The organism is Nostoc sp. C96 (assembly GCF_059384975.1).
This window is the reverse complement of record NZ_CM182020.1, coordinates 552,595-578,999: the sequence shown is the minus strand read 5'-3', so window position 1 is coordinate 578,999 and position 26,405 is coordinate 552,595. Positions and strand designations below refer to the sequence as shown.

Sequence of the window (26,405 nt, the reverse complement as noted above, 5' to 3'; positions counted from 1 at the left end):
GGGGACGAAGAAAGTATAAAGTGTCCAGTCTGAATTCTGAAGTGTGAAGTAATACATTTCTAGGCTGGAGTGCGATCGCTTTTAACAAACTACAAAGTTTGCAAAGTGCGCTAAGAAGGAGAGCGATCGCTTGGTAGCATAAAATTTTATTGCAGCTGTTGCAACCAAGCCACTAAATCAGCTTCAGTTGAGAAATCTAGCAAAGCTTCTGCTAAATCCTCTAATCGAGTTAAAGGTAATCCCCGTATTTGCTCTTGTAATTCAGGAGTGATTGTACCAATGCGCCTTGTTAATAGACGCTGAATGACTTTCAACTCTCCTTGTTGCAAACCTTGTTGCAAACCTTGTTGCAAACCTTGTTCTATCCCTTCCTCCATCCAACTGGTGACAATTTGCATAACTACCTCTTGTTGAGTCGGTTCAAATTGAGCAATTTCCGCCTGGAATATTGCATTTTCTTGGGCATTTAGCCGTAGGTAGGTGTCAATAAACCCAGAAATTAACTGCATCCGTGCTGGATCTAACTTTAATGTAGCTAATAGACGCAGACACTCAGATTTTACTCTGGGGCGGTCTTGTGGCACTATACTCATCTTAGCCATGAGCGCACTAGCTACAGGATTTTGCTGTTGCAGATATTCTCGCCAATTCAGGCGATTTAACTGAATTACATCGTAATTGAATTGCAAGATTACTTTATTGGGAAATGCGACTTGATGAAAATTTGGTTCGGCTCTTTTGGGGCGATCGTAAGAAAATAAAGCAATGGGATAAACTGGCAAGGCGTATTTTTCATACAATCTGGCAAAGTAGCGATACATCCGTAAATCAAATGCTTCTTGATAATAGGCTTGATGTTCTAGATGTACTAAGAAAAAAGATTCTTGCCCTCTAAATTTGGCTTTTACTAATATGTCAGTTTCGTATTTTTCGCCAGCCGTAACATCAGTAAATATTTCTTTGTCAATGAAAGAAATGCTATCCCGTTCAAGATAAGCGGTAATCTCTGGGAAAAATAACTCGATAAATTCCCAGAAGAATGTAGTGAGTAGTTCTTTGAATAAGCGATCGTGGTCTATCATGCCAAATTTATATCATGTCTGTTGTAGGAAAGCGATCGCACTAAGTTTGAGTTTCGTTCCCAGTTTAATTTAGCTCGCGCATACCGCTAAGTTTGAGTTTCGTTGTGAGTGTGTCAATCATAAAATTAACGCCATGTGCGACTTATTCTCAAAACCCCTCTCCAAAACTCTCACACCAGTTGCTACAACGAGGGGAATCCTCCGAAGTTTGCTCAACGGGGAAAACCCCCGCACGCAACTTCTCTCCGCTGCGGGTAGCTAGTGCGTTGCGGAGAGAGGCTTTGAGTATTACTCCCCTTCCCTGGTAGGGAAGGGGTTGGGGGTTAGGTTTGAAATAAAGTTGCACACCGCGTAAATTAGCAAAACGAGAATTTTATTCACGGTGAAATTGTTTGATATCTCATTCGCAAGTATCAAAGACTCGTGCGCGAGTATAAAAGACTCATTCATGAGCAAAATATACTCATTCACGAATATCAAAGACTCGCCAGCGAGCATCAAAGACTGATTAATGAGCAAAATATACTCATTCACGAGTATCAAAGACTCGCCAGCAAGTATTCAAGACTCATTCATGAATATCAAAGACTCACCAGCGAGTATCAAAGACTGATTAATGAGCAAAATATACTCATTCACGAATATCAAATACTCGTCCACGAGTATTCAAGACTCATTTACTAGTCATAACTACTCGCGTGCCATTTGCAAATTTACAATGATAAATTCTTTATCACATTTACGTAGAATCTATTACTACTCATGTAGTGTGATATGGCATGGGGAATTGCTCTGAGATTGCCTAGCCAATCAGGGGCATAAAATCATAATTATCGTTGATTAGGTGAACCTCAGTATGGCAAACACGCCTCAACGTTTCCTTGAGAAAATCCGAGAAGTGAAAGAGAAAAAGCTTAAAAAATTAGATTTAAGCAATATATATTGGCGTACTAATGACAAGGAAAAGTTGACAGAGATTCCATCTGAGGTATTTGAACTGGAATGGTTGGAGGTTTTGAATTTAAGCAACAACCAAATCACAACACTGCCAGAAGCGCTTGCCAGTCTCCAACAACTCGCTACCCTGGATTTAAGCGGCAACCAAATCATCACACTGCCAGAAGCGCTTGCCAGTCTCCAACAACTCACCTCCCTGGATTTAAGCGGCAACCAAATCACCATACTGCCAGAAGCGCTTGCCAGTCTCCAACAACTCACCTCCCTGGATTTAAGCGGCAACCAAATCACAACACTGCCAGAAGCGCTTGCCAGTCTCCAACAACTCACCTCCCTGTATTTAAGCCGTAACCAAATCACCACACTGCCAGAAGCGCTTGCCAGTCTCCAACAACTCACCTCCCTGTATTTAAGCCGTAACCAAATCACCACACTGCCAGAAGCGCTTGCCAGTCTCCAACAACTCACCTCCCTGTATTTAAGCCGTAACCAAATCACCACACTGCCAGAAGCGCTTGCCAGTCTCCATCAACTCACCACCCTGGATTTACGCGGCAACCAAATCACCACACTGCCAGAAGCGATCACCAGTCTCCATCAACTCACCACCCTGGATTTAAGCGGCAACCAAATCACCACACTGCCAGAAGCGATTACCCGTCTCCAACAACTCAAATACCTGAATTTAAGGAACAACCAAATCAGGACATTGCCAGAAACGATCGCCAGTCTCCAACAACTCAAATATCTTGATTTAAGCTTCAACCAAATTACGGCACTGCCAAAAGCGATCGCCAGTCTCCAACAACTCACCTCTCTGTATTTAACGAGTAACCCCATCGAAACGCCGCCAGAAATTGTTGCAAAAGGGATTGAGGCAATTAAAGATTATTTCCGCCAATTGGAGACAGAAGGCACAGATAATCTGTACGAGGCCAAGTTACTCATAGTCGGTGAAGGAGGCGCAGGTAAGACAACACTAGCCAAGAAGATTGAAAATCAAAATTATCAACTCAAACAAGAAGATTCTACTAAGGGAATTGAGGTGATCCAGTGGAGCTTCCCAATGGAAAACGGGCGAGAATTTCGAGTTAACATTTGGGATTTTGGCGGACAAGAGATTTACCATACCACCCACCAATTTTTTCTCACTAAACGTTCTCTCTATGCTTTGGTTGCAGATAATCGCAAAGAAGACACTGATTTTTACTACTGGCTAAATGTAGTGGAATTGCTCAGTGAAAGCAGCCCAGTGCTAATCATTAAAAATGAGAAGGACGATAGAGCGCGTGAAATTAATGAACCGCAATTGAAAGGGCAATTTAATAACCTCAAAGAAACCTTCGCAACCAACCTGGCTAAAAACGACCAACGTTTAGAGAATGTCATCCGAGAAATCAAGCATTGTATTAAGTCTTTACCTCTCGTGGGTACACCATTACCTAAAACGTGGGTAAAAGTTAGAGAAACTTTAGAAAATTATCCACGCAACTACATCAGCTTAGATGAATATCTCAATATCTGCCAGCAAAATGGTTTTACTAAACAAAAAGACAAATTGCAGTTAAGTGGTTATCTGCACGATTTAGGAGTCTGCTTGCACTTTCAAGATGACCCCATTTTAGAAAAGACTCTCATCCTCAAACCCAAGTGGGGTACTGATGCAGTTTACAGAGTTTTGGACAATCACCAGGTAATTAAAAACTTGGGCAAATTCACATGGCAAAACCTCAAAGAAATCTGGCATGAGCCAGAATATACCCAAAAGCAAAGAGAACTCTTGCAATTGATGATCAATTTCAAGCTATGTTACGAAATTCCTAATAATCCTAAAACATATATTGCACCACAGCTTTTAACAGCAAAACAACCGCAATATGAATGGGATGAAACGAATAATCTTATCCTCCGTTACACTTACGAATTCATGCCCAAAGGTATCATCACTCAGTTAATTGTTGCTATGCACAACTTAATTGATGTGATGGATAAACAACAAATTGTCTGGAAAAGTGGTGTCATTCTTAGCCAAGAAGAAACAACAGCCGAAGTAATTGAATATTACGACAAGCGAGAAATTAAAATCCGAGTCGCAGGTAAATTCAAAAGAGATTTGATGACAAAAGTTAACTACGAACTAGACAAAATTCATCAATCTTACAAGCGACTTAAGTACGACAAATTAATTCCCTGCAATTGTGTCACTTGCAAAGACAACCAAGAACCTCACTTTTATCTTTCAGAAACATTGAGGCAGTTTGTAGCTGATAAGCAAGACCAAATTCAATGTCAAAAGAAACCTTATAAAATGGTCAATGTCTTGAGCTTAATTGACGATGTGATGGATAGAACAGAACTAGAACAGGATAAAAGTAGAGATTCTGTTTCTCATTCCTCCGTCACTTTTGCAGGAAATATTGAAAAAGTCGTAATTCAGCATTCAACCGAAGGGAATAATATTATGACAGAGCCATCAGAAAAACCAGAAGAACCTTCTAAATCAGAAGTTCAAGTTACACTATCTTGGGCTTTTAGAAATGGAATGTTTTATTTATTTGTATGTGTAGTTGTATTCACCTTAATTGGAACTTTGGGTGGTTTCCTACCGTTTCATTATTTAGCTCTAACTATTATCGGTACTGCTATATTTATTATCTTAATTGGCGTTCTGCAACTACGACAAGATGACCGTCTGTCTGAAGAAAATTTTGTCGAGTTAACAGTAAGAGTAATCAAACAGTTTCCTTTAATTGGCAATCTGATTGAGTCATTGAAAGGAAATAAATAAACTTGATCCCCCTAAATCCCCCTTAAAAAGGGGGACTTTGATTCTAGTTCCCCCCTTTTTAAGGGGGGTTAGGGGGGATCTAAACATCTCAATTTATTGCGGAACTTTCAGATTTTCTGCGCCTTGAGTGACTTTAGCAGAATCAATGCGATCGCCTTGCTGAATTTTGTTGACTACATCAAAACCTTGAGTTACCTGACCAAATACAGCGTAGTTACCATCTAGAAAACCCAAATCAGCTAACGCAAAGTAGAACTGCGAAGAAGCTGAATCTGGTTGTTGCGATCGCGCCATTGCGATCGCGCCTTGTTTATGGGTTAATTCGGGTGTTGTAGTTACCCTAGCCATTTCAAATGTTTTACTGTAAATTGGGCTGGCTTCACCTTTGGGTTTGATTTCTAAAGGTATATAGCGTTCGGTGCCAGTTTTGGGATCAATATAACCGCCTGTCCCTAATCTACTGGCTGGAAATTTTGGATCTTTCCCTTGGGGATCGCCACCTTGAACAACAAACGGTTGCGGATCGCGCACTACTCGATGGAATGCCAACCCATCGTACACGCCTTTTTGGACTAAATCGACAAAGTTACCGGCTGTAATGGGTGCGTTTGTGCCATCTACTTCGATAGTGATTGGTGAACCTTTCACCGTCATCACCACAGTAGCTTTACCTTCGAGCCGTGGTAAATTGTTCATTCCTGGGATACTCTCACTTGTTGTTTCAGATACAGACGTTGCTTCAGTAGTTGTTGTAGTACTTGATGGAGATGCTGTTGCTGGAGAAGAGGAGTTAGAGCCAACTTGCTGTGTGGAACATCCTCCCAACATTAAAGCCGCAACCATCAAAAACGTAACTAAAAATTTTGTCACTTTTAACCGCATTTTCAGGTACTGACTCAACCAGAGTATCTTATCCTCTCAAGTGAATAAAGTTAAAAGGTAAAAGTAAAAAGTAAGCCATTGCGGTGGACGGGTTTCTCGGCATAAAGGAGACAGTGCCGTGGTGAAGCAGTCCGGTCTTCGGGGGTTTCCCCCAGGAGGAACTGCTGAAAGGGTCTCCCGACTTGAGGCAACTGTCGTCAAATGGCGTTAGCGCAGCGTTAGCGACGTAGGAGCGTCACCCGAAGGGCAAAAGATTATTTTCTTTTAACTTTTGCCTTTCTACTTTTAACTTCAATTAAAGTCCTTCCAAAGGTACTTGCAAAAAGCGGGCTAACTCTGCACCTTTTGTTTCTATTTCCGTCAAAGATAGTGGTTGTCCCACTCTGGTTAAAGGAACATCTCGCCGACCTTTAAGGCGTAGGTAAACTGCACGCCGCGGATTTAAACCCTCTTTAATTTCCAGCCGTACAGATTGGACATCGCGGATGCGAGCATCAATTTCAATGCGCCGATTTTTGCCGGGAAATCCCCACCGAAAGATTTTAAGGGTACCAGTTTCTTGATTAAAATCGTTGTAGCCACCACCCACATCCAAAAAAATCATTAGCCACAGATAAAAAGCTAAAAGTACACCAGCAGTGCCGTACAATCCCATTACTAACCCTTGGGGTACGAACACCAGTTGAGTAGGATCGGTGACTAATAGTAAATTGATTTTTAAATAACTAGATATGCCTGCCAACAAAAAGCCTGTGGCACCTAAAGTCACGACAGTTGCCCACCAGTAGTTACTCAACCGACGAGAACCAAGAACTTTTTGATGTAAAACACTCGTAGAAGAGCGATCGCCATTTGGTGAATCGCCTTTGTTAATTGTTGTTGATGCCGTCATAGAACTACCTTCGCCTGTGATTTCTTGCCTAATCAATCATCAATAACTATTCTCCCTTAATCCCTGCCCCCCTGCTTACTGAGCGCAGTCGAAGTATGCTCCCCTGCCTTCTTCCCACTCTCTAAATTTTGAGATTTCTGAGAAAAGTTGTGTCAGATTGTAAAAATTCTGATATTCATATTATTTAATAGGTTTGTGATCAATACAGGATTTCCCTGCGTAGTTCGGGCAAAAAACCGAACTAATGTGATAAGTTAAGGATCATTAAGTTACCACAAGCTAGGTTACTAGCCAATGGTACGTGTAATGGCATAAGCCTGAGAAAAGCCAACTTACTGAGGCGGCAAGCTCTCAGAAACTCAGTAGCCCGAAAGCAGCTGAGACTGTCAAAAAACGTTTATTCCTCAAAAGCGTTGAAATTTTTAGTAAAAAGAGGATTTTAGTCCGATGACCATCGCAGTAGGACGGGCCCCCAGTAGAAGAGGGTGGTTTGACGAACTAGACGACTGGTTAAAACGCGATCGCTTCGTATTCGTAGGTTGGTCAGGAATATTATTATTCCCCTGCGCCTTCCTCGCACTAGGCGGTTGGCTAACCGGTACAACCTTCGTCACCTCCTGGTACACCCACGGATTAGCATCATCATATCTAGAAGGCTGCAACTTCCTAACAGTAGCAGTATCAACCCCAGCAGACAGCATGGGACATTCCCTATTACTGTTGTGGGGGCCAGAAGCGCAAGGCGACTTCACCCGTTGGATTCAACTGGGTGGATTATGGCCATTCGTAGCGCTACACGGAGCCTTTGGCTTAATCGGCTTCATGTTGCGGCAATTTGAAATTGCGCGACTAGTAGGCATCCGTCCATACAACGCCCTAGCATTCTCAGCACCCATCGCGGTATTCGTCAGCGTCTTCCTGATGTACCCCTTGGGACAATCGTCTTGGTTCTTTGCACCCAGCTTTGGCGTAGCCGCAATCTTCCGGTTCTTGTTATTCTTGCAAGGCTTCCACAACTGGACACTCAACCCCTTCCACATGATGGGAGTAGCAGGTGTACTCGGTGGAGCGCTGTTGTGCGCCATTCACGGTGCCACAGTCGAAAACACCTTGTTTGAAGACGGTGAAGCCGCCAACACCTTCCGCGCCTTCAACCCCACCCAATCAGAAGAAACCTACTCAATGGTGACCGCAAACCGATTCTGGTCACAGATATTCGGGATTGCCTTCTCCAACAAGCGCTGGTTGCACTTCTTCATGTTGTTTGTACCAGTGACAGGTTTGTGGATGAGCGCCGTTGGCATTGTCGGTTTAGCACTCAACCTGCGGGCTTATGACTTCGTCTCCCAAGAATTGCGGGCAGCCGAAGACCCAGAATTTGAAACTTTCTATACCAAAAACATTTTGCTGAACGAGGGTATCCGCGCTTGGATGGCTCCTCAAGATCAGCCTCACGAACAATTTATATTCCCTGAGGAGGTTCTACCTCGTGGTAACGCTCTCTAATAGACCCGCAGTCATGGGCGGCGGACGCGACATCGAATCAACAGGTTTTGCCTGGTGGTCTGGTAACGCCCGTTTGATTAACCTGTCTGGTAAACTGCTAGGCGCTCACGTTGCTCATGCTGGCTTGATTGTCTTCTGGGCTGGAGCAATGACTTTATTTGAAGTTGCTCACTTTATCCCAGAAAAGCCTATGTACGAACAAGGCTTGATTCTGTTGCCTCACCTCGCTACTTTAGGCTGGGGTGTAGGCCCTGGTGGTGAAGTAATCGACACCTTCCCCTACTTTGTAGTTGGTGTACTTCACTTAATTTCCTCCGCAGTCTTGGGTTTTGGCGGTATCTATCACGCCGTTCGTGGCCCAGAAACCTTAGAAGAATACTCTTCTTTCTTTGGTTATGACTGGAAAGACAAGAACAAGATGACCAACATCATCGGGTTCCACCTGATCATCTTGGGCTGTGGTGCATTATTGCTTGTACTGAAGGCTATGTTCTTCGGTGGTGTCTATGACACCTGGGCTCCTGGTGGTGGTGATGTGCGTGTCATTACTAATCCGACTCTCAACCCAGCAGTTATCTTCGGCTACCTCATCAAATCTCCCTTCGGTGGCGAAGGTTGGATTGTGAGCGTCGATAACTTAGAAGACGTAATCGGCGGTCATATTTGGGTTGCCTTAATTTGTATTTCTGGCGGTATTTGGCACATCTTCACCAAGCCTTTTGCTTGGGCGCGTCGTGCCTTTATCTGGTCTGGTGAAGCTTACCTTTCCTACAGCTTGGGCGCATTATCCTTAATGGGCTTCATCGCTTCTTGTATGGTTTGGTACAACAACACCGTTTACCCCAGTGAGTTCTTCGGCCCCACAGGCCCTGAAGCTTCTCAAGCACAAGCTTTAACCTTCTTGATTCGTGACCAACGCTTAGGTGCTAACGTTGGTTCTGCTCAAGGCCCCACAGGTCTTGGTAAATACTTGATGCGCTCTCCTACAGGTGAAATCATCTTTGGTGGTGAAACCATGCGCTTCTGGGATTTCCGTGGCCCTTGGTTAGAGCCTCTACGTGGCCCTAACGGTCTTGACCTCGAAAAAATTAAGAACGATATTCAGCCTTGGCAAGCTCGTCGTGCTGCTGAATACATGACTCACGCTCCTCTGGGTTCTTTGAACTCTGTAGGTGGTGTAGCAACTGAAATCAACTCATTCAACTACGTATCTCCCCGTGCGTGGCTGTCTACTTCTCACTTCGTATTAGGTTTCTTCTTCCTAGTAGGTCACTTGTGGCACGCGGGTCGCGCTCGTGCTGCTGCTGGTGGTTTCGAGAAAGGTATCGACCGTGAGAATGAACCAGTAATGTTCATGAACGACCTTGACTAAGTTGAAATATTTTTTTCATCACTGACAATCGAATTTTAAAAGGCTCTTGTTTCACAACAAGAGCCTTTTTCTTTGAATTAGGAGTTACGCACAAAGATTGTCGGTGGAGACTGAGTGTATGGTATAAAGTAAGGGTTCTGAATAATACACCCCTATACCTTCACACCCTTACACCCATTCTCAACAGTGTTCCATTCTAGGGTTATCTCCAGATTACCTGTATCGTTACCTTTCACTAGTACAGGTGTAAGCTTCCCTGATTCAATGCCAATATCTATCCCAAATTTGACACTAGCTTTATCTGGTTTCACTTTATTTAATACTTCAGCAATTTCTTTAACAAGCGCTGCTATTGGCTCAGTGACTTCACTAAACTGTCTAACTTGAATATTAGATTTGCGATCGCCTATTGGTGTAGCTTCAACTTTAATATTTGTACCATCAGCAAGTTCTACTGTAATAATTTTGCTTTGAATTTCCATGTTAATTTAAATACATGCCTCTGGTTTAATTACATACAAAATTAACTGCTTCCCACATTCATAGCTGCTAAAACAGCTTTTTGGCTAACATCTTTGTAAAGAGTATCTAAATACTTCATTACCACATCACCAGAATTCAAATTTATTACATCCTCCTCAGTTTTAGCCAAGGGGATAGCCCCTAAAACATCTAAGACTGTCTCGCTCATACTAGGGGTAATCACTACTAGAGATGAATCTAAAGGCTCATGATATTCCCAAAACGAGTTAAGGTTTACTGAAGATTGCTTGTGTGCAAGTGGTTTTTGAGTATCCAATGCTGGATGCGTATTCACTTCAGATTTAGCACCCCGTAGCTGGCGCAAATCACTGATAATTTGTTCTTTAGTGCGCCCTCTTAACTGAAATAGCACAAAAGGATCTTCGCTAAATCTGTCGCCTAATTGATAGTAAATAGCCCCAACATGTTTACACGGATTGGCTTTATCTGGACAAGAACATTTACTGTGAACATCACCCAACGTAAACGGAAATAACGAAAGACCATTGGCAGTAAAAACCTCTTCAATATTTTGGGGCATTTCTCCTGCCAATAATTTGGCAGAAAATAATGCTTTTTTAGACATGCTTTCAATTACATAGCCCCATTCTTCATCACTAAAAGAGTCAAGAGAAAGAGAAACTTTATAAGGTTCAACTTCACTACCTTGAACTTTAGCTAATACTTTCGCACCTTTAAATTCAATACTGAGAACATTACCTTGACGAGCATAATTTCTGGCACGTTCTAAACGCTTTTTAAAGCGATAAGAATCGAGTAACTCTAGCCATCTTTGTGACCACCATTCCCGGCTTGCTTGTAATGTAGTCATAATTAATTTTTTTGCTAATCAACTTTAAAAACATTCTATGTTACTCCCCATCTTCATCAATCAAAGCATGACGATCAAGTATGAGTAAGTTACGCAGTTGGTCTGTATCTAATTCTGTCAGCCAATCTTCACCAGCACTGACAACCTGTTCGGCTAATTGCTTTTTACTTTCAATCATGTCGTGAATTTTTTCTTCTAATGTGCCAGTACAAACAAATTTATGTACTTGGACATTCCTCGTTTGACCAATCCGAAATACTCGGTCTGTAGCTTGATTTTCAATCGCCGGGTTCCACCATCTATCAAAGTGAAATACATGATTAGCACGGGTTAAATTTAATCCCACACCGCCAGCTTTTAAAGAAAGAATCATCACAGGTGGCCCTTGTGGGTCATGTTGAAAACGGTCTACCATTTCCTCACGTTGTTTTTTACTGGTGCTGCCATATAAAAAGAAAACTTCTCTACCCAATTGCTTTTCTAAATGAGGTTTGAGTAATTTACCCCATTCAGCAAATTGAGTGAAAATTAAAGCCCGGTCTCCTTCTGCAATCGCCACATCTAACATTTCTTCTAGGCGTTGCAACTTACCAGAATGATGTTGTGTTAATGTTGTTTCTTTTAAATACTGAGATGGGTGATTACAAATTTGCTTGAGTTTAGTTAGTAATGCTAAAATCATCCCCCGTCTTTGTAATCCTTCGGCAGATTCTATTTCCACTAAGGATGTGTCTACTGCTTGCTGATATAGTGCGGCTTGTTCTGTAGTCAAACCACAAAATACTGTCATTTCTTGCTTATCTGGCAAATCTTGAATAATTTCTTTATCTGTTTTCAACCTTCTTAAAATAAAAGGTTGAACTAAGGAACGCAATTGAGTTAAAGACGCGGCATCACCATACTTTTCAATCGGCATTGCAAACCGCCGTTGAAAGAATTGTTTATTCCCTAAATAACCAGGATTGAGAAAATCTAAAATAGACCATAATTCTTGCAGTCTATTTTCTACTGGTGTACCTGTTAACGCGATGCGAAATGTGGCATCTAACTGTCGAACTGCCTGGGACTGTTTGGCATCAGGATTTTTGACATTTTGGGCTTCATCTAAGACAATTATTTGCCAAGAAATAGTCTGCAATAATTTTACATCTCTGTGAATTAATGAATAACTCGTAATGATTAAATTATGCTGATTTACTGCTTCAACAAATGCCTTACCTTTAGGGCGCTTATCACCGTGATATTGCATTACTTTTAGGCTGGGAGCAAATTTTTTAACTTCTCGTTCCCAGTTACCTAACACAGAAGTGGGGCAGACTAATAGTATGGGTTTTTCTAGTACATCTTGTTCTTTGAGGTGTAAAACAAAAGCTATAAGCTCAATAGTTTTGCCTAGTCCCATGTCGTCGGCGAGACATGCACCCAAACCCCAACGTTCTAAAAAAGCCAGCCAAGCTGCACCACGTTCTTGATAAGGGCGCAACTGTCCTTGGAAACTTACGGGTGTGGGTAAGGGTTTTATTTCCTGATTATTGGTTAAAGCCCCAATTAATTCTTGTAATGCCCCAGATGCTTCAAAACTTACCACTGGTAACTTTTCAATTACTTGGGTATCGCCTGTACTGAGGTGCAAGGCATCTTCTAAAGAAAGTGCCATTTGTTCTTTACGGGAAGCAAAAAATGTCTGGGCTGTTTTGATATCTTGGGGACGCAACTCCACCCACTCGCCGTTAATTTCTACTAGGGGACTATTTAAAGCTACTAGTCGATCAAACTCTGCTTTAGAAATTGTCTGTCCACCGATCGCCAATTGCCATTGAAAATTAAGTAAACTTTGTAAACCTAGGCGTTCTTTTTGTTTTTTGGACGTTTCGGCGGTAATTTTTAACCCTAAACGGTTCGCCCAGCCTTCTCGGTTGGTTAAACTGGGCGGCAAAATTACGCCTAAACCGCTATCTTCTAACCTCCAGGCTACGGACTTGATAAATTCGTAGGCTTGAATTGGGGTTAACTGGCAATATTGGGGGTATTCTGTTTCTAAGCTGGGGGCGATCACTGGATACAATCGACAAGCTAAACCCAATCCGCGTAAGAAAGTTTCTTGGGGTTTATCAATGGTGCGGTTTTGATAATTTAATTGTTCAACGGGGTTTTGCCAAACTGTTGCAGCATTTAACAAAAATTCTGAATCATCAGCAGCCTGGAGAAAATACGCCAGTATCCATTCAGTTTCGTCAATTCCAGGGGAATTTAATTGAAAACAAGTGCGAAATAGCGGCTTTCCTGTTATTTCCGACTGTAGTGGCAAAGTCCAAGCTTTCAGTGCCGCTTCTAACCGTTCTACACCAATTACATCTGCAACCACAGTGTGAGATGCACTAGTTAAAGCTTGCAACCACTGTCGTACTGATAATGGTAAAGCAGCCATCACTCTGGCTTCAATGATGGGTTGATTACCAACCATCTCTCGCACTTGCACATCTATTGTGCTGTTGAGAAATTCTAAAATTAATGCTTGTGCAGATTCAGAGAAATCTACAGAAATATCCCCATTTTCCATTTCTTGATAAGTCCGACAAGCCAGTGGCATTTTCGCCGCGAATTTTTCTAAGCGAGTGCTATCTACAGCACTGTCTAAAAGCACTTGCCACCCTGCATCTGTAGTACCATCTGCTTGCTGTTGAATATTGGGTAAAAACTTAGAGCGTGAAATTAAATCTAAACTCCAACGGGCTACCTGCGACCAAAATCTTAAATCCCCAGCTAAAAAGGCCTCTTCGCCACCAGTAATGTTGAGAGGAAGAGATTGGAGAAATTTAATTGCTTCACTAGTAGTAAGACAAAAACCTGTAACTTGCCAAGGTTGCAAGTATGGTGAAGCGCCAGATTCTAAATCTTGGCTGGCGGAATGCACAGGTAATAAGTTAAATGTTCTATCTTTGGTGTTTTGGAGAATCTGAGTTGGTAAGGCGATGATGTGAGAATGTGTAGGTAAACTGGCTTCAGGTGGTTTTGTAGTTTTGCGCGATCGCGTTTGAGTTTGTACCTGCTGTTGTTGGCTGCTGGTAATTGTTATGTTCTTTGCTGCTAACCACTCACTCAACTCCACTGGTGTCATTGCTAATGGATGTTGTGGTATTTCTGGTGATTGAGTTATATCCCAATTCACTTGGGGCGATCGCCAAGTTTCTCCCCAGATAAATAAACAACTATTTTGATTTTTTCTGACCCAACTGCCGTGTAAAATCGCCATTTTTAACTACTCAAATTTTGACCAGACTAAATATTTACAATAATGCTGATGATTGCCTTTGATTTGGGCGAGATTAATTCTGCCAGTTTTTACTTTTATTCTAGATTTATGGACATTTATAAATTATCAAATTATTTAAGAGTGCAATTTAAATAGCTGCTAAAAATTTAATTACTCATGATGAAAAATTGGTGGTTTAGTGATTGAATTAATGTTTATTTTGTTGAGGTTAGTGCAGCTATTTTTGTAACGTTGGTACTATTGTACAACTAGGTTTACATACTGGTGAGAGATTGTTTCCATCCAAATTTTAATGATGATTTAAGAAATATCGCATTTTGTTGAGGAGGTGTAAAAAAATCTACTTTGTATTTCTTAGCTGCACCAGTATTGGATAAATTACATAGATTGTTATATATGCAATTTGTAGACTTTTGAGTATGATTAGGCATATTCTACCTGTGACAATCCTAAAAGATAAGCAAGCCGTCAAATCTACTGCCGCTTGATGAGTAAACATGTAATACATTTGGCAGGAAATAACTTGTTTATCTTTGTATGTAACAGAAGCCAGCCAGAGTGCATAAATGTTAGGATTGCCACAGAGAGAGAATAGTGTGCATAGAAGGAAAAAAAACTGAATGGCAGAAGTTGAAAAGTCAATATCCTTTGATGGACGGGATATTCGACTGAAGTTAGGCCTACTAGCTCCCCAAGCTGGTGGGTCAGTTTTGATAGAATCAGGGGACACAGCTGTTTTGGTAACAGCTACGAGATCACAAGCCAGAGAAGGCATTGATTTTCTTCCCCTCACAGTAGATTACGAAGAAAGACTTTATGCAGCAGGTAGAATTCCTGGTGGGATTATGCGCCGGGAAGGTCGTCCACCGGAAAAAGCAATTCTCACCAGCCGTCTGATAGACCGTCCTCTGCGTCCTCTGTTCCCTTCATGGTTGCGGGATGACCTGCAAGTCATCGCTTTAACATTATCAATGGATGAGTTAGTACCGCCTGATGTTCTAGCAGTCACAGGTGCTTCCATCGCTACGTTGCTGGCTCAGATTCCCTTTAACGGGCCAATGGCAGCCGTGCGGGTAGGGTTAGTAGGAGATGATTTCATTATTAATCCTACTTATGCAGAAATTGAAGCTGGCGATTTAGACTTGATTGTAGCGGGTTCGCCAGAAGGCGTAATCATGATTGAGGCAGGAGCCAATCAGCTGCCAGAGCGAGATATTATCGAAGCGATTGATTTTGGCTATGAAGCGGTACGCGATTTAATTAAGGCGCAGCAAGATATCATTGCCGACTTGGGTTTGCAAATAATTCACCAAGCACCACCAGAGGTAGACCAGACCCTGGAAAATTATATTCGCGATCGCGCCAATGACGAGATTAAGAAAATTCTGTCTCAATTTACATTTACTAAGCCTGAACGCGATGCAGCTTTAGATGTAGTTAAAGATACAATCCAAACTGCGATCGCCGAACTACCAGAAGAAGATCCCGTTCGCCTAGCTGCGACGAGTGATCCCAAAGCACTTGGTAAGACTTTTAAAGAAATCACCAAATATTTCATGCGCCGTCAAATCGTGGAAGATAATATCCGCGTTGATGGTCGCAAACTAGATGAAGTACGTCCTGTTTCTTGTCAAGTTAGTGTCTTACCAAAACGCGTCCACGGTAGTGGTTTATTTAATCGCGGACTAACTCAGGTACTATCCAACTGTACCCTTGGTACTCCTGGCGATGCCCAAAATCTCAATGATGACCTGCAAACAGACCAATCCAAGCGCTACCTGCACCATTACAACTTCCCTCCCTTCTCCGTTGGCGAAACCAAGCCAATGCGTGCGCCTGGTAGACGGGAAATCGGTCACGGAGCTTTAGCAGAACGGGCTATTTTGCCAATACTGCCACCCAAAGAACAATTTCCTTACGTGATTCGGATCGTTTCAGAGGTACTTTCTTCCAACGGTTCCACCTCAATGGGTTCAGTCTGCGGTTCTACCCTCGCCCTCATGGATGCTGGTGTACCGATTATCAAACCCGTCAGTGGTGCGGCAATGGGTCTGATTAAAGAAGGTGATGAAGTCCGCGTTTTGACTGATATTCAAGGCATTGAAGACTTCCTCGGTGATATGGACTTTAAAGTTGCCGGCACCGATAGCGGGATTACAGCCTTACAAATGGATATGAAAATCTCTGGTTTGTCTTTGGAAACCATTGCCCAAGCCATTCACCAAGCCAAAGATGCACGGTTGCACATCTTGGATAAAATGCTCCAAACTATCGACCAACCACGCACAGAAACATCACCCTACGCGCCCCGACTGCTGACTATCAAGATTGACCCAGACATGATTGGTTTAGTCATCGGCCCTGGCGGTAAGACAATTAAAGGCATCACCGAAGAGACTGGTGCGAAAATCGACATTGAAGATGATGGTACAGTCACCATATCTGCTGTTGATGAAAGCAAAGCCAAAAAAGCCCGGAACATCATCCAAGGGATGACCCGCAAGCTGCATGAAGGGGATGTCTACGCAGGTCGCGTTACGCGAATTATCCCAATAGGTGCATTTGTAGAATTCCTACCCGGTAAGGAAGGGATGATCCACATTTCTCAACTTGCTGACTACCGCGTTGGTAAAGTTGAAGATGAAGTCGCAGTTGGTGATGAAGTGATTGTCAAAGTGCGCGAGATTGACGGTAAAGGACGAATCAATCTCACACGTTTGGGTATCCATCCAGACCAAGCAGCTGCGGCGAGAGAAGCTGCGGCAGTAAATCGATAAATCGATTTGGGATTTTAGAGAATATCTAAAATCCGCGATGCCTTTGTTGTAGGCATCGCCGTAGCTTTTTTAAAAGTTTTGTGCAAGTCAAAGGAACCGTATGAAGAAATTTGCGGTTACATAAAAATAAAAAATGAGCCGAATGAGTCAACTCGCGGCTATTAAAACAAAGCCTGCCTATCGCGCTTCGCGCACCACGCAGGCTAAATAATATTACAAAATTTTACAGTCTGGAACGATAGATTTTTTTTGATGGTGGGTAGCTTGGTTGGGAAACTCATGTTATCTGGGTAATTGAACTATAAAAGTACTACCATTACCCAATTCACTTTGTAGATTTAATTTGCCTTGATGTGCTTGAACAATTGCTTGAACAATAGCTAATCCTAATCCAGAACCACCAGTGTTACGAGAGCGATCGCTACTTACTCGATAAAAGCGATCAAAAATTCGAGTCAGTTCATGTTGTGGAATACCAATGCCTGTATCTTGAACTTTAATGACAGCATAATTATCATTGTGTTCTAAGATAACTGTTACTTCCCCTCCTTTGGGTGTGTATTGAATTGCATTGACAATTAAGTTGGAAACCAACCGATAAAACTGATCGGAATTACCTATAATATTTAGATTGTGCTTAACTCGAATTGAAGATGTCAGCTTTACATCTGCGGCATTTGCCATCGCCTCAAATTCTTCAATTAAATCGCTAACAATATCATTTAAACAACAAACTTCGCACTGTAACTTTTGAGCTTGTCTATCTAAACGTGCTAACATCAATAAGTCAACGACTAAAGTTGTTAGCCGCTGATTTTGACGCTGTATAGTTTGCAGTATGTCCTGTGTTTCTTTTTCATCTATTTCTGACATTAAAAGTGCTGATTCTACAGTTGCGCTTGTCGCAGCTAAAGGCGTTCTTAATTCATGTGCAGCATCGGCTGTAAACTGTTGAATTTGTCGATATGACTGATAAATTGGCTGCATAGCGAATCTAGATAGCCACCAACTAGCACCAGCAATCATAGCCATAGCTATCGGTAGCCCCAATATCAAAATTAGCTTTACGCTATCCAAATAATGATTAAACTCTTCTAGACTTCGCCCAACCTGCATATATCCCCAATCTTGATGATCTTGAGTATGCAGCGATAAGGTAATTTGATGATATTCTTTGCCTGTGCTGTCTTTGAGAAATTGCCAATTTTTTTGATGAAAAATATTAGGTAATCCCTCTGGATAATACCCAGCATTAGCAATTAAATTTCCTGAACTATCAAAAAACCGTATATAGTAGCTAGTCTTAGTCACAATACCAAGAAGATGACGTTTAGGATGCGGCTGTTCTTGAATACAATTAGTAGCCCCAATTTTACAGTTACCTGTATTTGGAAATAACTGATTTACTAATGGTTCTAAACGTCCAGGTGACTGAAGTTTTAGTTCAATACTGTCGTGCAGTGTCCCAGCTACAGTCTCAATTTCATTATCTAAAGCTACCACATGAGCATGAAACACAGACCTGTAAAAGCCAAAGGCACATAGGCTTAAAATCAAACCCATAACAATAGCGTAATACAGAGCTAAACGAACACGGGTAAGCCTAAACAATTTATTTTGATTCATCTGAGAACTTAAGACGATACCCCATACCGTGCAAAGTTTCAATTGGATTAGGACAGTCGTTACTCGTGAGTTTACGACGTAACAAACGTATTTGCGCTGCCACTACATTACTGCTAGACTCCGCATTAACTTCCCAAATTTGATTACGAATTTGCTCAGTCGTAACAATCTGGTTAGGATGGTTCATGAAATATTCCAATAGTTGGAATTCTTTATTAGTTAATGGAATGCTTTGCTGTTCACCTGTTGTATTTTGTCTAACAACTTTACTGTTACCATAATCTAGAGTCAAATTACCAACAGTTAATTGTTGAGGTTGTAAGTGTGGAGAACGACGCTGTAAAGCCCGCAATCTTGCCAGCAGTTCCACCATACCGAAGGGTTTTACTAAGTAGTCATCTGCACCTGCATCTAGTCCGGCAACTTTATCTTCCATTCTATCTTTAGCAGTTAGCATCAGGATAGGAAGAGGATTACCTTTATAACGCATTCTTTTACACAATTCCAAACCACTAATTCCTGGAAGCATCCAATCAAGAATCGCTACTGTATATTGCGCCGAACTATTTTCTAAGTAAGTCCATGCGTCATTCCCATCCATAACCCAGTCAACTAGGTACTTTTGTTGATTTAAAGTACGCTTAATAGCAGCCCCCAAATCCGGCTCATCTTCAACTAGTAGCACCCTCATATCAAATTGGGTATTTAAAAGTTCTTTATAAGTTTGTAATTTTAGCATAGTTCCCCATAGGGATACCCCTATTAATAGGGTTGCAGAAATTTATGAAATTAGGATGAAAATATTAGATATTTTATGTTTCAAGTCAATTAATTAACAAAAACAATAATCCCTACTGATTTTTATGGAGTTTCAAAATTCAATAAAAAATTTCATCTTGATTTCATATTTATCCTTCAACATAAAAATATGTCAATTCCGTAATGGATATCAATATTTTTATGGGCATACTTGAAATGCTTACCTATATATTTATCGATTCCAACATAATTGCTATTTATTTTTAAGCAAATTGAATAGATTCAAAAAGAAATGAACTATACAAGCAATAGTTATTCCTCTTGTTTTAAAGAAAACAATGCAGTGGTTATATTGCAATAAAATCAAATCCAATGAACAAGTTCATATAGCTATGAGAATTTGTAATAATTTTAAAATTTTTGGGTAATTAATATGAATTATTTGGCAAAATCTTCATTCTTGGAAAGCGTTTTCAGCCCTCAGTGGAGCAACCATAGTAAATGGAAAAATACTACGGCTACTGATGTTACCCAGGCTTTAGGTAATGTTCCGATTGTCAAACTCAGAAATATTTCTCCTGTCTGTGCGATCGCAGAATGCTTCTTGAAATTGGAAAGTTGTAATCCCGGTGGATCAATTAAGGAAAAAAATGCAGTTTATCTCGTGACGCGTGCAGAGGAGGAAGGGTTGCTTGTACCTGGTGGTACGATTATCGAGTCCAGTTCAGGAAATTTTGGTGTAGGATTGGCGATGGTAGGAGCAGTCCGAGGGTATCGAGTGATGATTGTCGTCGATGCGAAAACTCCTCCGCCCTTTAGGCGAATGTTGAAAGCGTATGGTGCTGAACTTGTCGATGTCCCGCTACATGAAGCAGACGAATCGGGATCTATGCAAAAGGCACGAATGAAACGGGCAAAAGAGCTTGCAGCCATTATTCCCGATGCTTGGTATTCATGTCAGCACTTGAATCCTTTGAATACTGAGGCACATTCGTATTACACTGCGCGGGAAATTGAAGCTCACTTTGCTGATGAGCTTGATGCTGTAGTAGTTGGTGTGAGTACGGCGGGACAAATAATGGGAATAGCTCGTTATCTGAAACCGCGATTCCCAAACATACGCATTGTTGGTGTTGATGTGGTGGGTTCAGTGATTATGGGAACGCCAGCAAAACCATACAAGATGACGGGCATTGGCTTATCTTTCTTTCCACCAAATCTCGATCTTTCGCTACTCGATCGCGCTTACATAGTACCAGAAGATTTAGCTTATTCAGTCTGTCACGCCCTTGCACGTCGTGAGGGATTGCTTCTGGGTGCATCAACAGGGGCAATTGTAGCTGGTGGCTTGCATCTGGCGCATGAACTGGGCGAGGGTGCGCGGATTCTGATGATCAATCCAGACCGAGGGGACAGATATCTTGAGACAGTTTATGATGCCGATTGGCTTGAGCGTCATGGATTTACTCTGAAACAACACTCACATCTTGAGGATGCGATCGCTTCACTAAGTCCCGTGTATTTTAAGTAGTGCTGAAAAATAAAATGAACTCTTCTCCCCACCCTAAACAAGAAGGTAATCAAATCAGTTCAGGGCGATCGCTCCTAGCACTACTCACCCAGTTTATTCCACTTTCCCTATCTGATGTGGCAATGACTCTCGGAGATCCGCTTCAGACATCTGCACTGAGTCGCCTAGCCTTTCCCCAAGAGACATTAGCCGGAGTCGGGGTAGTCAAAGGTGTTGCTGTATTTCTAGAAAGCCCCATTATCATGATTCTTCATGCCTCAACCGCACTAGGAGGCCAAGCCAAATCTCGACGCGCACTTTGGCAGTTTACGATAATTGCGGGACTAGTTCTTAGTAGTATCTTTCTGTTACTCACTTGCGAACCTTTGTATAACTGGCTACTACTTGATGTATTCGGCGTTAGCTCATCAATTGCCGCTAGAGGAAGAACGGCTTTTCTGCTAATGTTTCTGTGGCCTTTCGTGATTGCTTGGCGGCGATTCTTTCAAGGGTTACTGATTCGCGCTCAAAAGAGCATAGCCGTAGGTTGGGCAAGTGTAGCGCGATTGGCTTGGGTAATTGTGTCACTGGTAGTGGGAGTAAATTTGCGATTAGATGGCGCAATGCTCGCAGGTATCACCATGATGGGAGCAATACTTATTGAAGCAGTATTGGTCACATGGTTTTGTCTGCGTCTTGGTGCTATTTCTATTCTTAAACACCAAGGATATTCTGAGACTAAGAAACTGCCTCAAACCTTGCCAGAAGTCACATCTTACTATCTACCTTTAGCCTCAACAATGCTGATTGTTTGGGGTGCAAGAGCCATACTCTTAAGTCTCATTGCACGTTCATTCGATGGTAGTCTTGCACTCGCTGTCTGGCCTGCGACCTGGGGGCTACTGCTTTCAATCGCTAACGGTACACGTATGATTCAACAAGTGGTAATTTCTGCTTATGAAGAAACTTCGCAGCGAACACTTGCTGCTTTTGTAATTATTGTCGGACTGAGTTTTACTTTGATACCGTTTTTGCTGGGGTTTACAGACCAAGGATTATTTTTACTGCGTCAGTTTTTGGGAAATAATCCCTCTCTTGTAGAAGCATCTCGTCCAGTTATACAAATACTCTCATGTTTTCCCCTACTCTTGGCTCTGCAAAATACGTTTCAGGGGCTACTTATTCACAAGGGCAAGAATTGGTTTATCAACTTGGCAACAGTCGTTGCTGCGACCTTTACTTTAGTAGTATGTGGAAGTTTGATTTTTACCAAACATAGCGGAGCTACTTCAGCAGCCTATGGAATGCTGGCGGGTGTGATGAGTGAAATAATAGTGCTGTTTTTCGCACTTAAAAAGAAATAACTGGATTCATTTTTACTAGCAACTATGGCACTATTAATACGCAACAAAAAGCATGGTGCAACACATAGTTGCTAACACAACCTAAAACAAATTCTTCTATACTATAAAACCAACACCGCCGTCCAATTACCATCCAGTCTGTTTAGCCGCTACTTCAGTCGTTCGGCTTAGTACCCAAAAATAAATACTCACTTTGGTCAGTTTGTCGAATTACGCTAAGTTTGGTAAATAAAAGAAATAGACTATATTGTTTGCTTTTATTCCACACTTTATCTAAAGCATTGTGAGTGCAAAACGTTTGCCAGAAACTACTGCCCATGTCAGAATTACGCGCCAATCCTGGCAACACGGCTTTCTTGAGGGCGAAGTTAGCGCGGGGGATTTTGAGTGGCATTTCCAGTGGCATTTCCGCCGTGGAGAACTGTCTGTGAAGCCATCCCAAGGCCGCGCTTTAATCAAAGAACCTCTTGGGCGCTTTTTAGAAAAACAAGATTATCAGTTGGAACCAGGAGGGGATTATGCTTTTACTATCCGAGCAGAATTATGAGGATACAAGGCAAGGGAGAGATCAGAACCATTGACTATTGACTATTAACTGCTGATTCTGTCAAGCGATTTAAATATCTTTCAATTAATAAGATAGCCACAATGTCATCTATTGGTCTGGGTGGTTGGCGCATCCCCTTTGGTAATAGTTTTGTGAGTCCTTGGGGCGGATACATTTGCCAATAACGATCGCGTGCTTCTAAGGTAGAATATCGCTCATCTACTAACATGATATTTAAAGGTTGTAATAATTCTTGTTGTAATTTTTGTTTCCACTGCTTGGCTGTGGTCTGATTACCCATAACTAGTAAGGAAACAGGATATTTTTGTCTTAGGGTTTCTATATTGGCGATCGCTTCTTGTGCAAGTACAACCTGATGATAATGCAGTTGCCGATCTAATCCCATTACGGCTAAACCACACTTATCTTTACCAGGATCAAAGCCAAGAATTACTGGTTGAGTTGGCGAGAATTCATTTAAATTCATGTTCAATCAACTAAAATTTTCAACTGGGTACAGCGAAATATATAAAAAAAGTTTTTAGCAATTACCGATGGTTACTGAGCTTTAACCTGTAACTTCTAATTCCTATTGTTTGGGTATTTCACGTACTGAAAATGACTTTGCCGTTTTGGATAGCTAATAATTTAACTCGCAGAGGCCCTGCTGTATAAGTATCTTCTGAGGCGATCGCTTTAATCTCTAAAGGCTGATCGTATTGTCTTAATTGGTTGATAAAGCGCAAAAAAGTTCCATCTACTTGCACACTTTCCACAATACCAGCATTCCTAGCCCGAAATTGGGAAGCAGAAATGAGTAAATCTAGCCTTTGCCGTAGCTCATAAGATGACATACTTCTAGGATCAGCACTGGTACTAGCTAATACCTCTCCTCCTGCAAAGACTAATATATTGCGTGCAGCATCTCCAAAGAATTCTATCTGTTTTTCGCCTCTGACGTAATTGCCTGCGGAGAAAATTCGCACAACATATTCTCTACCATCGCTAATTTGTCTAATCAACTGCTCAACTCTTTCTGGAGTCACACGCAGAATTTGGGTATTTTCTGGTTTTGCACTTGGTTCAGTTAATTGAAAAATCGCATTTTGGTTAGCATCACCTAAAAGTTGCAACACCGCCTGACGAGCCGCAGTAGCTTGGTTAACTTGAATCACAGCACCAGCCAAAACTTGACCACGAACCAACGCCAACTTGCCTAAACGCAGGTCTTGATAAGACTGATAGTATTTTTCTAGTCTGGCGACTTCCTGCTCTAAATAATCCTGTTGTCTTTCTAATTCTTTGAGGCGAGACTCACGCGTCGCAATAACTTGTTCCCGTGCAGTAATTTCTAAATTACGATTTTGAATGAGTTTATCTAGTTGGGCAATTTTGAGATCGCGTTTTTCAATAATTTCTTGGCGGTTGGCGAGTTCGCGATCGCGTTTTGTAATGGCTGCTTTCGCTTCATCAATTGCCTTTTTCGCCTCTGCGTACAATCTTTGTTGTTCTGCCTTTAATTGTCCTACAGCCACTTGTAGGGCTTTTCTCTGATTGTAAACGTTTTGTAATTCTGATCTGGCTTGTTGATATTGAGTTGCTACTTGATTCAAACGCCCTTGAGTGCGTTGCAGTTGCGCCTGTGTTTGGGCTTGGCGGCTAATAGTTTGGTTGAGTTTCGCTTGGGTTTCTCGTTGTTTAGCATTTGCCGCTTGCAACGATTTATTAATTATCTGTAAATCTTGTTGTGCTTTGGTTTGTTCAACTCTCGCTTGGCTTAACTCTTTCTCTACTTGGCTTTTTTGCGTTTCTGCGGTTTTAAGTTGCTCTCGTTTGTTTCTCAGGTCTTTTTGAATATCTTCTAATTCAAAGACACCCTTACGCAATCCTTCATCAGCCGCAAACAAAATTCCTAGAGTGGAAGCCGAAATTAAACCCCCAGTAAAAATTGTCACCACTACCGCCGTATTTTTTGGCCGAAGCTTGAATAGTGAGAGGCGTGCTTTGCCAACCCGTGTGCCAATGCGATCGCCCACAGTGGCAATTACGCCTCCCAAAATTAAAATTGCCGCTATGAGGATGTACCCGGTGGTCATCTTCAGCTACCGAAATGGTTCCAGATACAGCCTACTACTTTCGACCATTGTCTGTGGAGGATGGATGATTGGCAATAGCGAAGATTCATCAATTTATGATTTAACTCCAGCTATGGGTATTATCTGCAAAAACACAATAATTGCCAACTCCACTACCTCCAATTGCTTTGAACAACAAATAATTCAGCCGTCAGTCAGCCCAAATTCAGAATGAATAACGTTTTTGTTCTGACTCCTCACTTCTGACTTCTGAAATTCTTGTTTACGTGAACTGTCTACTTAAGCTAACAGGTTTATGCACAGTAATCTTCTTTTTATGAATAGAAATCATTTTCTTTTCACGTAAATCACCAAGTAATCTAGTGACCGTCACGCGAGTCGAACCAATTGCTTCTGCGATCGCCTGATGAGATAGCTTTAGATCAATTGTGATTCCATCTGCACAAGGAACACCAAAATCACGACAAAGAATTAATAAAAAACTCACCAATCTTGAACCCATATCTCGGTGAGCTAGAGTTTCAATCATCATCTCTGTCTGTAAAATCCGCGAAGACAGACCCCGCAGCATTAACATTGATAATTCTGGATTTTCCTTGAGTGCTTGCTCTACTTGTTCGATTGGTGCTGACAGCAATTCTACAGGTGTAAATGCAACAGCATGGTAAAATCGATCCGACTTATTTCCTGTCAGCAAAGACAACACACCAAAAACACTATTTTCCCGTAACAACGCTACTGTTATTTCTTCTCCTGCTTCGTATACCCTGGAAAGTTTTACAGCACCCTTAAGAAGAAAATAAACTCGTTCAGCAGGATCGCCCGGAAAAAAGATCGTTTTGTTGCGTTCAAACGTTTCCACAACAGGCGGAAACGCGCCAGTTGCCATCTGACGAAAAACATTTGCTAGGGCTTTATCTTGTGTCACGATCATCTCCCTTCCCCTACCCAATGCCGGAAAAACAAATAAACTGATTACCTAAGAATACACCTGAAAAATCAATAAATCACCGTCAACCTTTCTGTACTTTCCTATACTCAAATACCAAACATCAGAGTTATTTGTTCATAATGATACATAATTTTTCACCTTTTTAGCTAGTAGTTGTTATAAGTACTTACAAACTCCTATTCATCAGGTTTTTTGCAAAAAAATTCATTATATCTTGAGAATATCTTCAGGAATAGCAGACAATTTTTTATGCAGGAAACGCACTTGTTGATTTAAAGAAGAATTCACAATTCACAATTGCGAGTCAAAATCAATCCTTGAGGAAAAATATCTGTTACCTAGAAGCACCAGCAAATTTTCAATTTGGTGTAGTGTTTCACAGTTTATTCCTCCGCCAGTAACCCAAGATTCAATGAGAGAATTCTGGCCACTGACCCATGTATTCTTTCTTGTTAAACATGATTTTTCTAAATCCTGTGTTCAACCCAGCAAAACAGGCCTCAGTTTCTAGTATCCTCCTAAAAGGATGTCTGAAAAGTCCCAGGTGATACATTCAGCAGTTGAAGTATCCTCAATTCCCCTAAAGAATTTAGACTCAAGGGTATTATTTCCTTTTGGAAAAGAAAAGCTATTACAGCTACGCCCAAGTCAAAAACAGTCATCGCGT

The 26,405-nt window shown here is 41.6% G+C and carries 18 protein-coding genes; 7 read left to right on the top strand and 11 right to left on the bottom strand.

Annotated features, from left to right (window positions below; all coding sequences use genetic code 11):
* Positions 1-146 precede the first annotated feature (146 nt).
* A complete protein-coding gene (locus tag AC504W_RS02510; protein WP_494876069.1) occupies positions 147-1,082 on the bottom strand; it encodes an Rpn family recombination-promoting nuclease/putative transposase in 936 nt (311 codons plus the stop codon).
* An 856-nt stretch (positions 1,083-1,938) separates the two neighbouring features.
* Here AC504W_RS02510 and AC504W_RS02505 point away from each other — a divergent pair.
* Positions 1,939-4,827 (top strand): leucine-rich repeat protein, encoded by a 2,889-nt coding sequence (locus AC504W_RS02505; protein WP_494876067.1) that lies wholly within the window; start codon positions 1,939-1,941, stop codon positions 4,825-4,827.
* Positions 4,828-4,920: 93 nt separating this feature from the next.
* Here AC504W_RS02505 and AC504W_RS02500 read toward each other — a convergent pair whose 3' ends face one another.
* Both AC504W_RS02500 and AC504W_RS02495 read right to left on the bottom strand, forming a co-directional pair.
* The gene (locus tag AC504W_RS02500; protein ID WP_494876066.1) at positions 4,921-5,709 is read right to left on the bottom strand and encodes a peptidylprolyl isomerase; all 789 of its coding nucleotides are present in this window, start codon (positions 5,707-5,709) and stop codon (positions 4,921-4,923) included.
* A gap of 295 nt (positions 5,710-6,004) precedes the next feature.
* Positions 6,005-6,601 (bottom strand): photosystem I assembly protein Ycf4, encoded by a 597-nt coding sequence (locus AC504W_RS02495; RefSeq protein WP_096585747.1) that lies wholly within the window; start codon positions 6,599-6,601, stop codon positions 6,005-6,007.
* A gap of 447 nt (positions 6,602-7,048) precedes the next feature.
* On the opposite strand from AC504W_RS02495, the gene psbD reads away from it, so the two are divergent.
* Both psbD and psbC read left to right on the top strand, forming a co-directional pair.
* Complete coding sequence (gene psbD / locus AC504W_RS02490) at positions 7,049-8,107, top strand: photosystem II D2 protein (photosystem q(a) protein) (RefSeq protein ID WP_494873734.1); 1,059 nt, start codon at positions 7,049-7,051, stop codon at positions 8,105-8,107.
* Positions 8,091-9,479 carry a photosystem II reaction center protein CP43 gene (psbC, locus tag AC504W_RS02485; protein WP_494876064.1) on the top strand — a complete coding sequence of 463 codons (1,389 nt, stop codon included), beginning with the start codon at positions 8,091-8,093 and terminating at the stop codon, positions 9,477-9,479. Before psbD ends, psbC begins: the two co-directional genes overlap by 17 nt.
* Positions 9,480-9,631: 152 nt before the next feature.
* On the opposite strand, the gene AC504W_RS02480 is transcribed toward psbC, so the two are convergent.
* The 3 genes from AC504W_RS02480 to AC504W_RS02470 are packed head-to-tail and all read right to left on the bottom strand — an operon-like array spanning position 9,632 to position 14,086.
* Positions 9,632-9,961, bottom strand: a complete 330-nt coding sequence (locus AC504W_RS02480) for a CU044_2847 family protein (RefSeq protein WP_494876062.1) — start codon at positions 9,959-9,961, stop codon at positions 9,632-9,634.
* A 41-nt stretch (positions 9,962-10,002) separates the two neighbouring features.
* Positions 10,003-10,833 carry an SWIM zinc finger family protein gene (locus AC504W_RS02475; protein ID WP_494876060.1) on the bottom strand — a complete coding sequence of 277 codons (831 nt, stop codon included), beginning with the start codon at positions 10,831-10,833 and terminating at the stop codon, positions 10,003-10,005.
* 40 nt (positions 10,834-10,873) lie between these two features.
* On the bottom strand, positions 10,874-14,086 hold the full coding sequence (locus tag AC504W_RS02470; RefSeq protein ID WP_494876058.1) for a sll1366 family intein-prone helicase: 3,213 nt from the start codon (positions 14,084-14,086) through the stop codon (positions 10,874-10,876).
* Positions 14,087-14,727: 641 nt separating this feature from the next.
* Between AC504W_RS02470 and AC504W_RS02465 the strand changes: the two genes are divergently transcribed.
* The gene (locus AC504W_RS02465; RefSeq protein WP_494876057.1) at positions 14,728-16,884 is read left to right on the top strand and encodes a polyribonucleotide nucleotidyltransferase; all 2,157 of its coding nucleotides are present in this window, start codon (positions 14,728-14,730) and stop codon (positions 16,882-16,884) included.
* A 282-nt stretch (positions 16,885-17,166) separates the two neighbouring features.
* Here AC504W_RS02465 and rppB read toward each other — a convergent pair whose 3' ends face one another.
* Entirely contained in the window at positions 17,167-18,510 is a 1,344-nt protein-coding gene (gene rppB / locus AC504W_RS02460) for a two-component system sensor histidine kinase RppB (protein WP_494876056.1), read from the bottom strand.
* Positions 18,497-19,249: a two-component system response regulator RppA gene (rppA, locus tag AC504W_RS02455; protein WP_494876055.1), complete on the bottom strand. Its 753-nt coding sequence runs from the start codon at positions 19,247-19,249 to the stop codon at positions 18,497-18,499. Before rppA ends, rppB begins: the two co-directional genes overlap by 14 nt.
* 453 nt (positions 19,250-19,702) lie before the next feature.
* Between rppA and AC504W_RS02450 the strand changes: the two genes are divergently transcribed.
* The 3 genes from AC504W_RS02450 to AC504W_RS02440 all read left to right on the top strand — a co-directional run bounded on the left by AC504W_RS02450 (position 19,703) and on the right by AC504W_RS02440 (position 22,690).
* On the top strand, positions 19,703-20,800 hold the full coding sequence (locus tag AC504W_RS02450; RefSeq protein ID WP_494876054.1) for a cysteine synthase family protein: 1,098 nt from the start codon (positions 19,703-19,705) through the stop codon (positions 20,798-20,800).
* A 14-nt stretch (positions 20,801-20,814) separates the two neighbouring features.
* Positions 20,815-22,143 carry a hypothetical protein gene (locus AC504W_RS02445; protein WP_494876053.1) on the top strand — a complete coding sequence of 443 codons (1,329 nt, stop codon included), beginning with the start codon at positions 20,815-20,817 and terminating at the stop codon, positions 22,141-22,143.
* Between the two features lie 283 nt (positions 22,144-22,426).
* On the top strand, positions 22,427-22,690 hold the full coding sequence (locus AC504W_RS02440; RefSeq protein WP_062287265.1) for a DUF3146 family protein: 264 nt from the start codon (positions 22,427-22,429) through the stop codon (positions 22,688-22,690).
* Between the two features lie 34 nt (positions 22,691-22,724).
* Here the strand turns inward: AC504W_RS02440 and AC504W_RS02435 are convergent, their stop codons facing one another.
* The 3 genes from AC504W_RS02435 to ntcA form a co-directional block, all read right to left on the bottom strand.
* The gene (locus tag AC504W_RS02435; protein ID WP_494876052.1) at positions 22,725-23,177 is read right to left on the bottom strand and encodes a pre-16S rRNA-processing nuclease YqgF; all 453 of its coding nucleotides are present in this window, start codon (positions 23,175-23,177) and stop codon (positions 22,725-22,727) included.
* Between the two features lie 118 nt (positions 23,178-23,295).
* Positions 23,296-24,786, bottom strand: a complete 1,491-nt coding sequence (locus tag AC504W_RS02430; RefSeq protein ID WP_494876051.1) for a DUF3084 domain-containing protein — start codon at positions 24,784-24,786, stop codon at positions 23,296-23,298.
* Between the two features lie 262 nt (positions 24,787-25,048).
* Positions 25,049-25,720, bottom strand: a complete 672-nt coding sequence (gene ntcA, locus AC504W_RS02425; protein WP_015113299.1) for a global nitrogen regulator NtcA — start codon at positions 25,718-25,720, stop codon at positions 25,049-25,051.
* Between the last annotated feature and the right edge of the window lie 685 nt (positions 25,721-26,405).

What these genes read in the sequence shown, in the direction of transcription:
- AC504W_RS02450 (WP_494876054.1), top strand. Translation starts at nt 19,703, where the DNA reads ATGAATTATTTGGCAAAATCTTCATTCTTGGAAAGCGTTTTCAGCCCT.
- AC504W_RS02465 (WP_494876057.1), top strand. Translation starts at nt 14,728, where the DNA reads ATGGCAGAAGTTGAAAAGTCAATATCCTTTGATGGACGGGATATTCGA.
- AC504W_RS02430 (WP_494876051.1), bottom strand. Translation starts at nt 24,786, where the DNA reads ATGACCACCGGGTACATCCTCATAGCGGCAATTTTAATTTTGGGAGGC.
- ntcA (WP_015113299.1), bottom strand. Translation starts at nt 25,720, where the DNA reads ATGATCGTGACACAAGATAAAGCCCTAGCAAATGTTTTTCGTCAGATG.
- AC504W_RS02500 (WP_494876066.1), bottom strand. Translation starts at nt 5,709, where the DNA reads ATGCGGTTAAAAGTGACAAAATTTTTAGTTACGTTTTTGATGGTTGCG.
- AC504W_RS02445 (WP_494876053.1), top strand. Translation starts at nt 20,815, where the DNA reads ATGAACTCTTCTCCCCACCCTAAACAAGAAGGTAATCAAATCAGTTCA.
- AC504W_RS02495 (WP_096585747.1), bottom strand. Translation starts at nt 6,601, where the DNA reads ATGACGGCATCAACAACAATTAACAAAGGCGATTCACCAAATGGCGAT.
- rppA (WP_494876055.1), bottom strand. Translation starts at nt 19,249, where the DNA reads ATGCTAAAATTACAAACTTATAAAGAACTTTTAAATACCCAATTTGAT.
- AC504W_RS02435 (WP_494876052.1), bottom strand. Translation starts at nt 23,177, where the DNA reads ATGAATTTAAATGAATTCTCGCCAACTCAACCAGTAATTCTTGGCTTT.
- AC504W_RS02470 (WP_494876058.1), bottom strand. Translation starts at nt 14,086, where the DNA reads ATGGCGATTTTACACGGCAGTTGGGTCAGAAAAAATCAAAATAGTTGT.
- AC504W_RS02475 (WP_494876060.1), bottom strand. Translation starts at nt 10,833, where the DNA reads ATGACTACATTACAAGCAAGCCGGGAATGGTGGTCACAAAGATGGCTA.
- psbD (WP_494873734.1), top strand. Translation starts at nt 7,049, where the DNA reads ATGACCATCGCAGTAGGACGGGCCCCCAGTAGAAGAGGGTGGTTTGAC.
- AC504W_RS02505 (WP_494876067.1), top strand. Translation starts at nt 1,939, where the DNA reads ATGGCAAACACGCCTCAACGTTTCCTTGAGAAAATCCGAGAAGTGAAA.
- rppB (WP_494876056.1), bottom strand. Translation starts at nt 18,510, where the DNA reads ATGAATCAAAATAAATTGTTTAGGCTTACCCGTGTTCGTTTAGCTCTG.
- AC504W_RS02510 (WP_494876069.1), bottom strand. Translation starts at nt 1,082, where the DNA reads ATGATAGACCACGATCGCTTATTCAAAGAACTACTCACTACATTCTTC.
- AC504W_RS02480 (WP_494876062.1), bottom strand. Translation starts at nt 9,961, where the DNA reads ATGGAAATTCAAAGCAAAATTATTACAGTAGAACTTGCTGATGGTACA.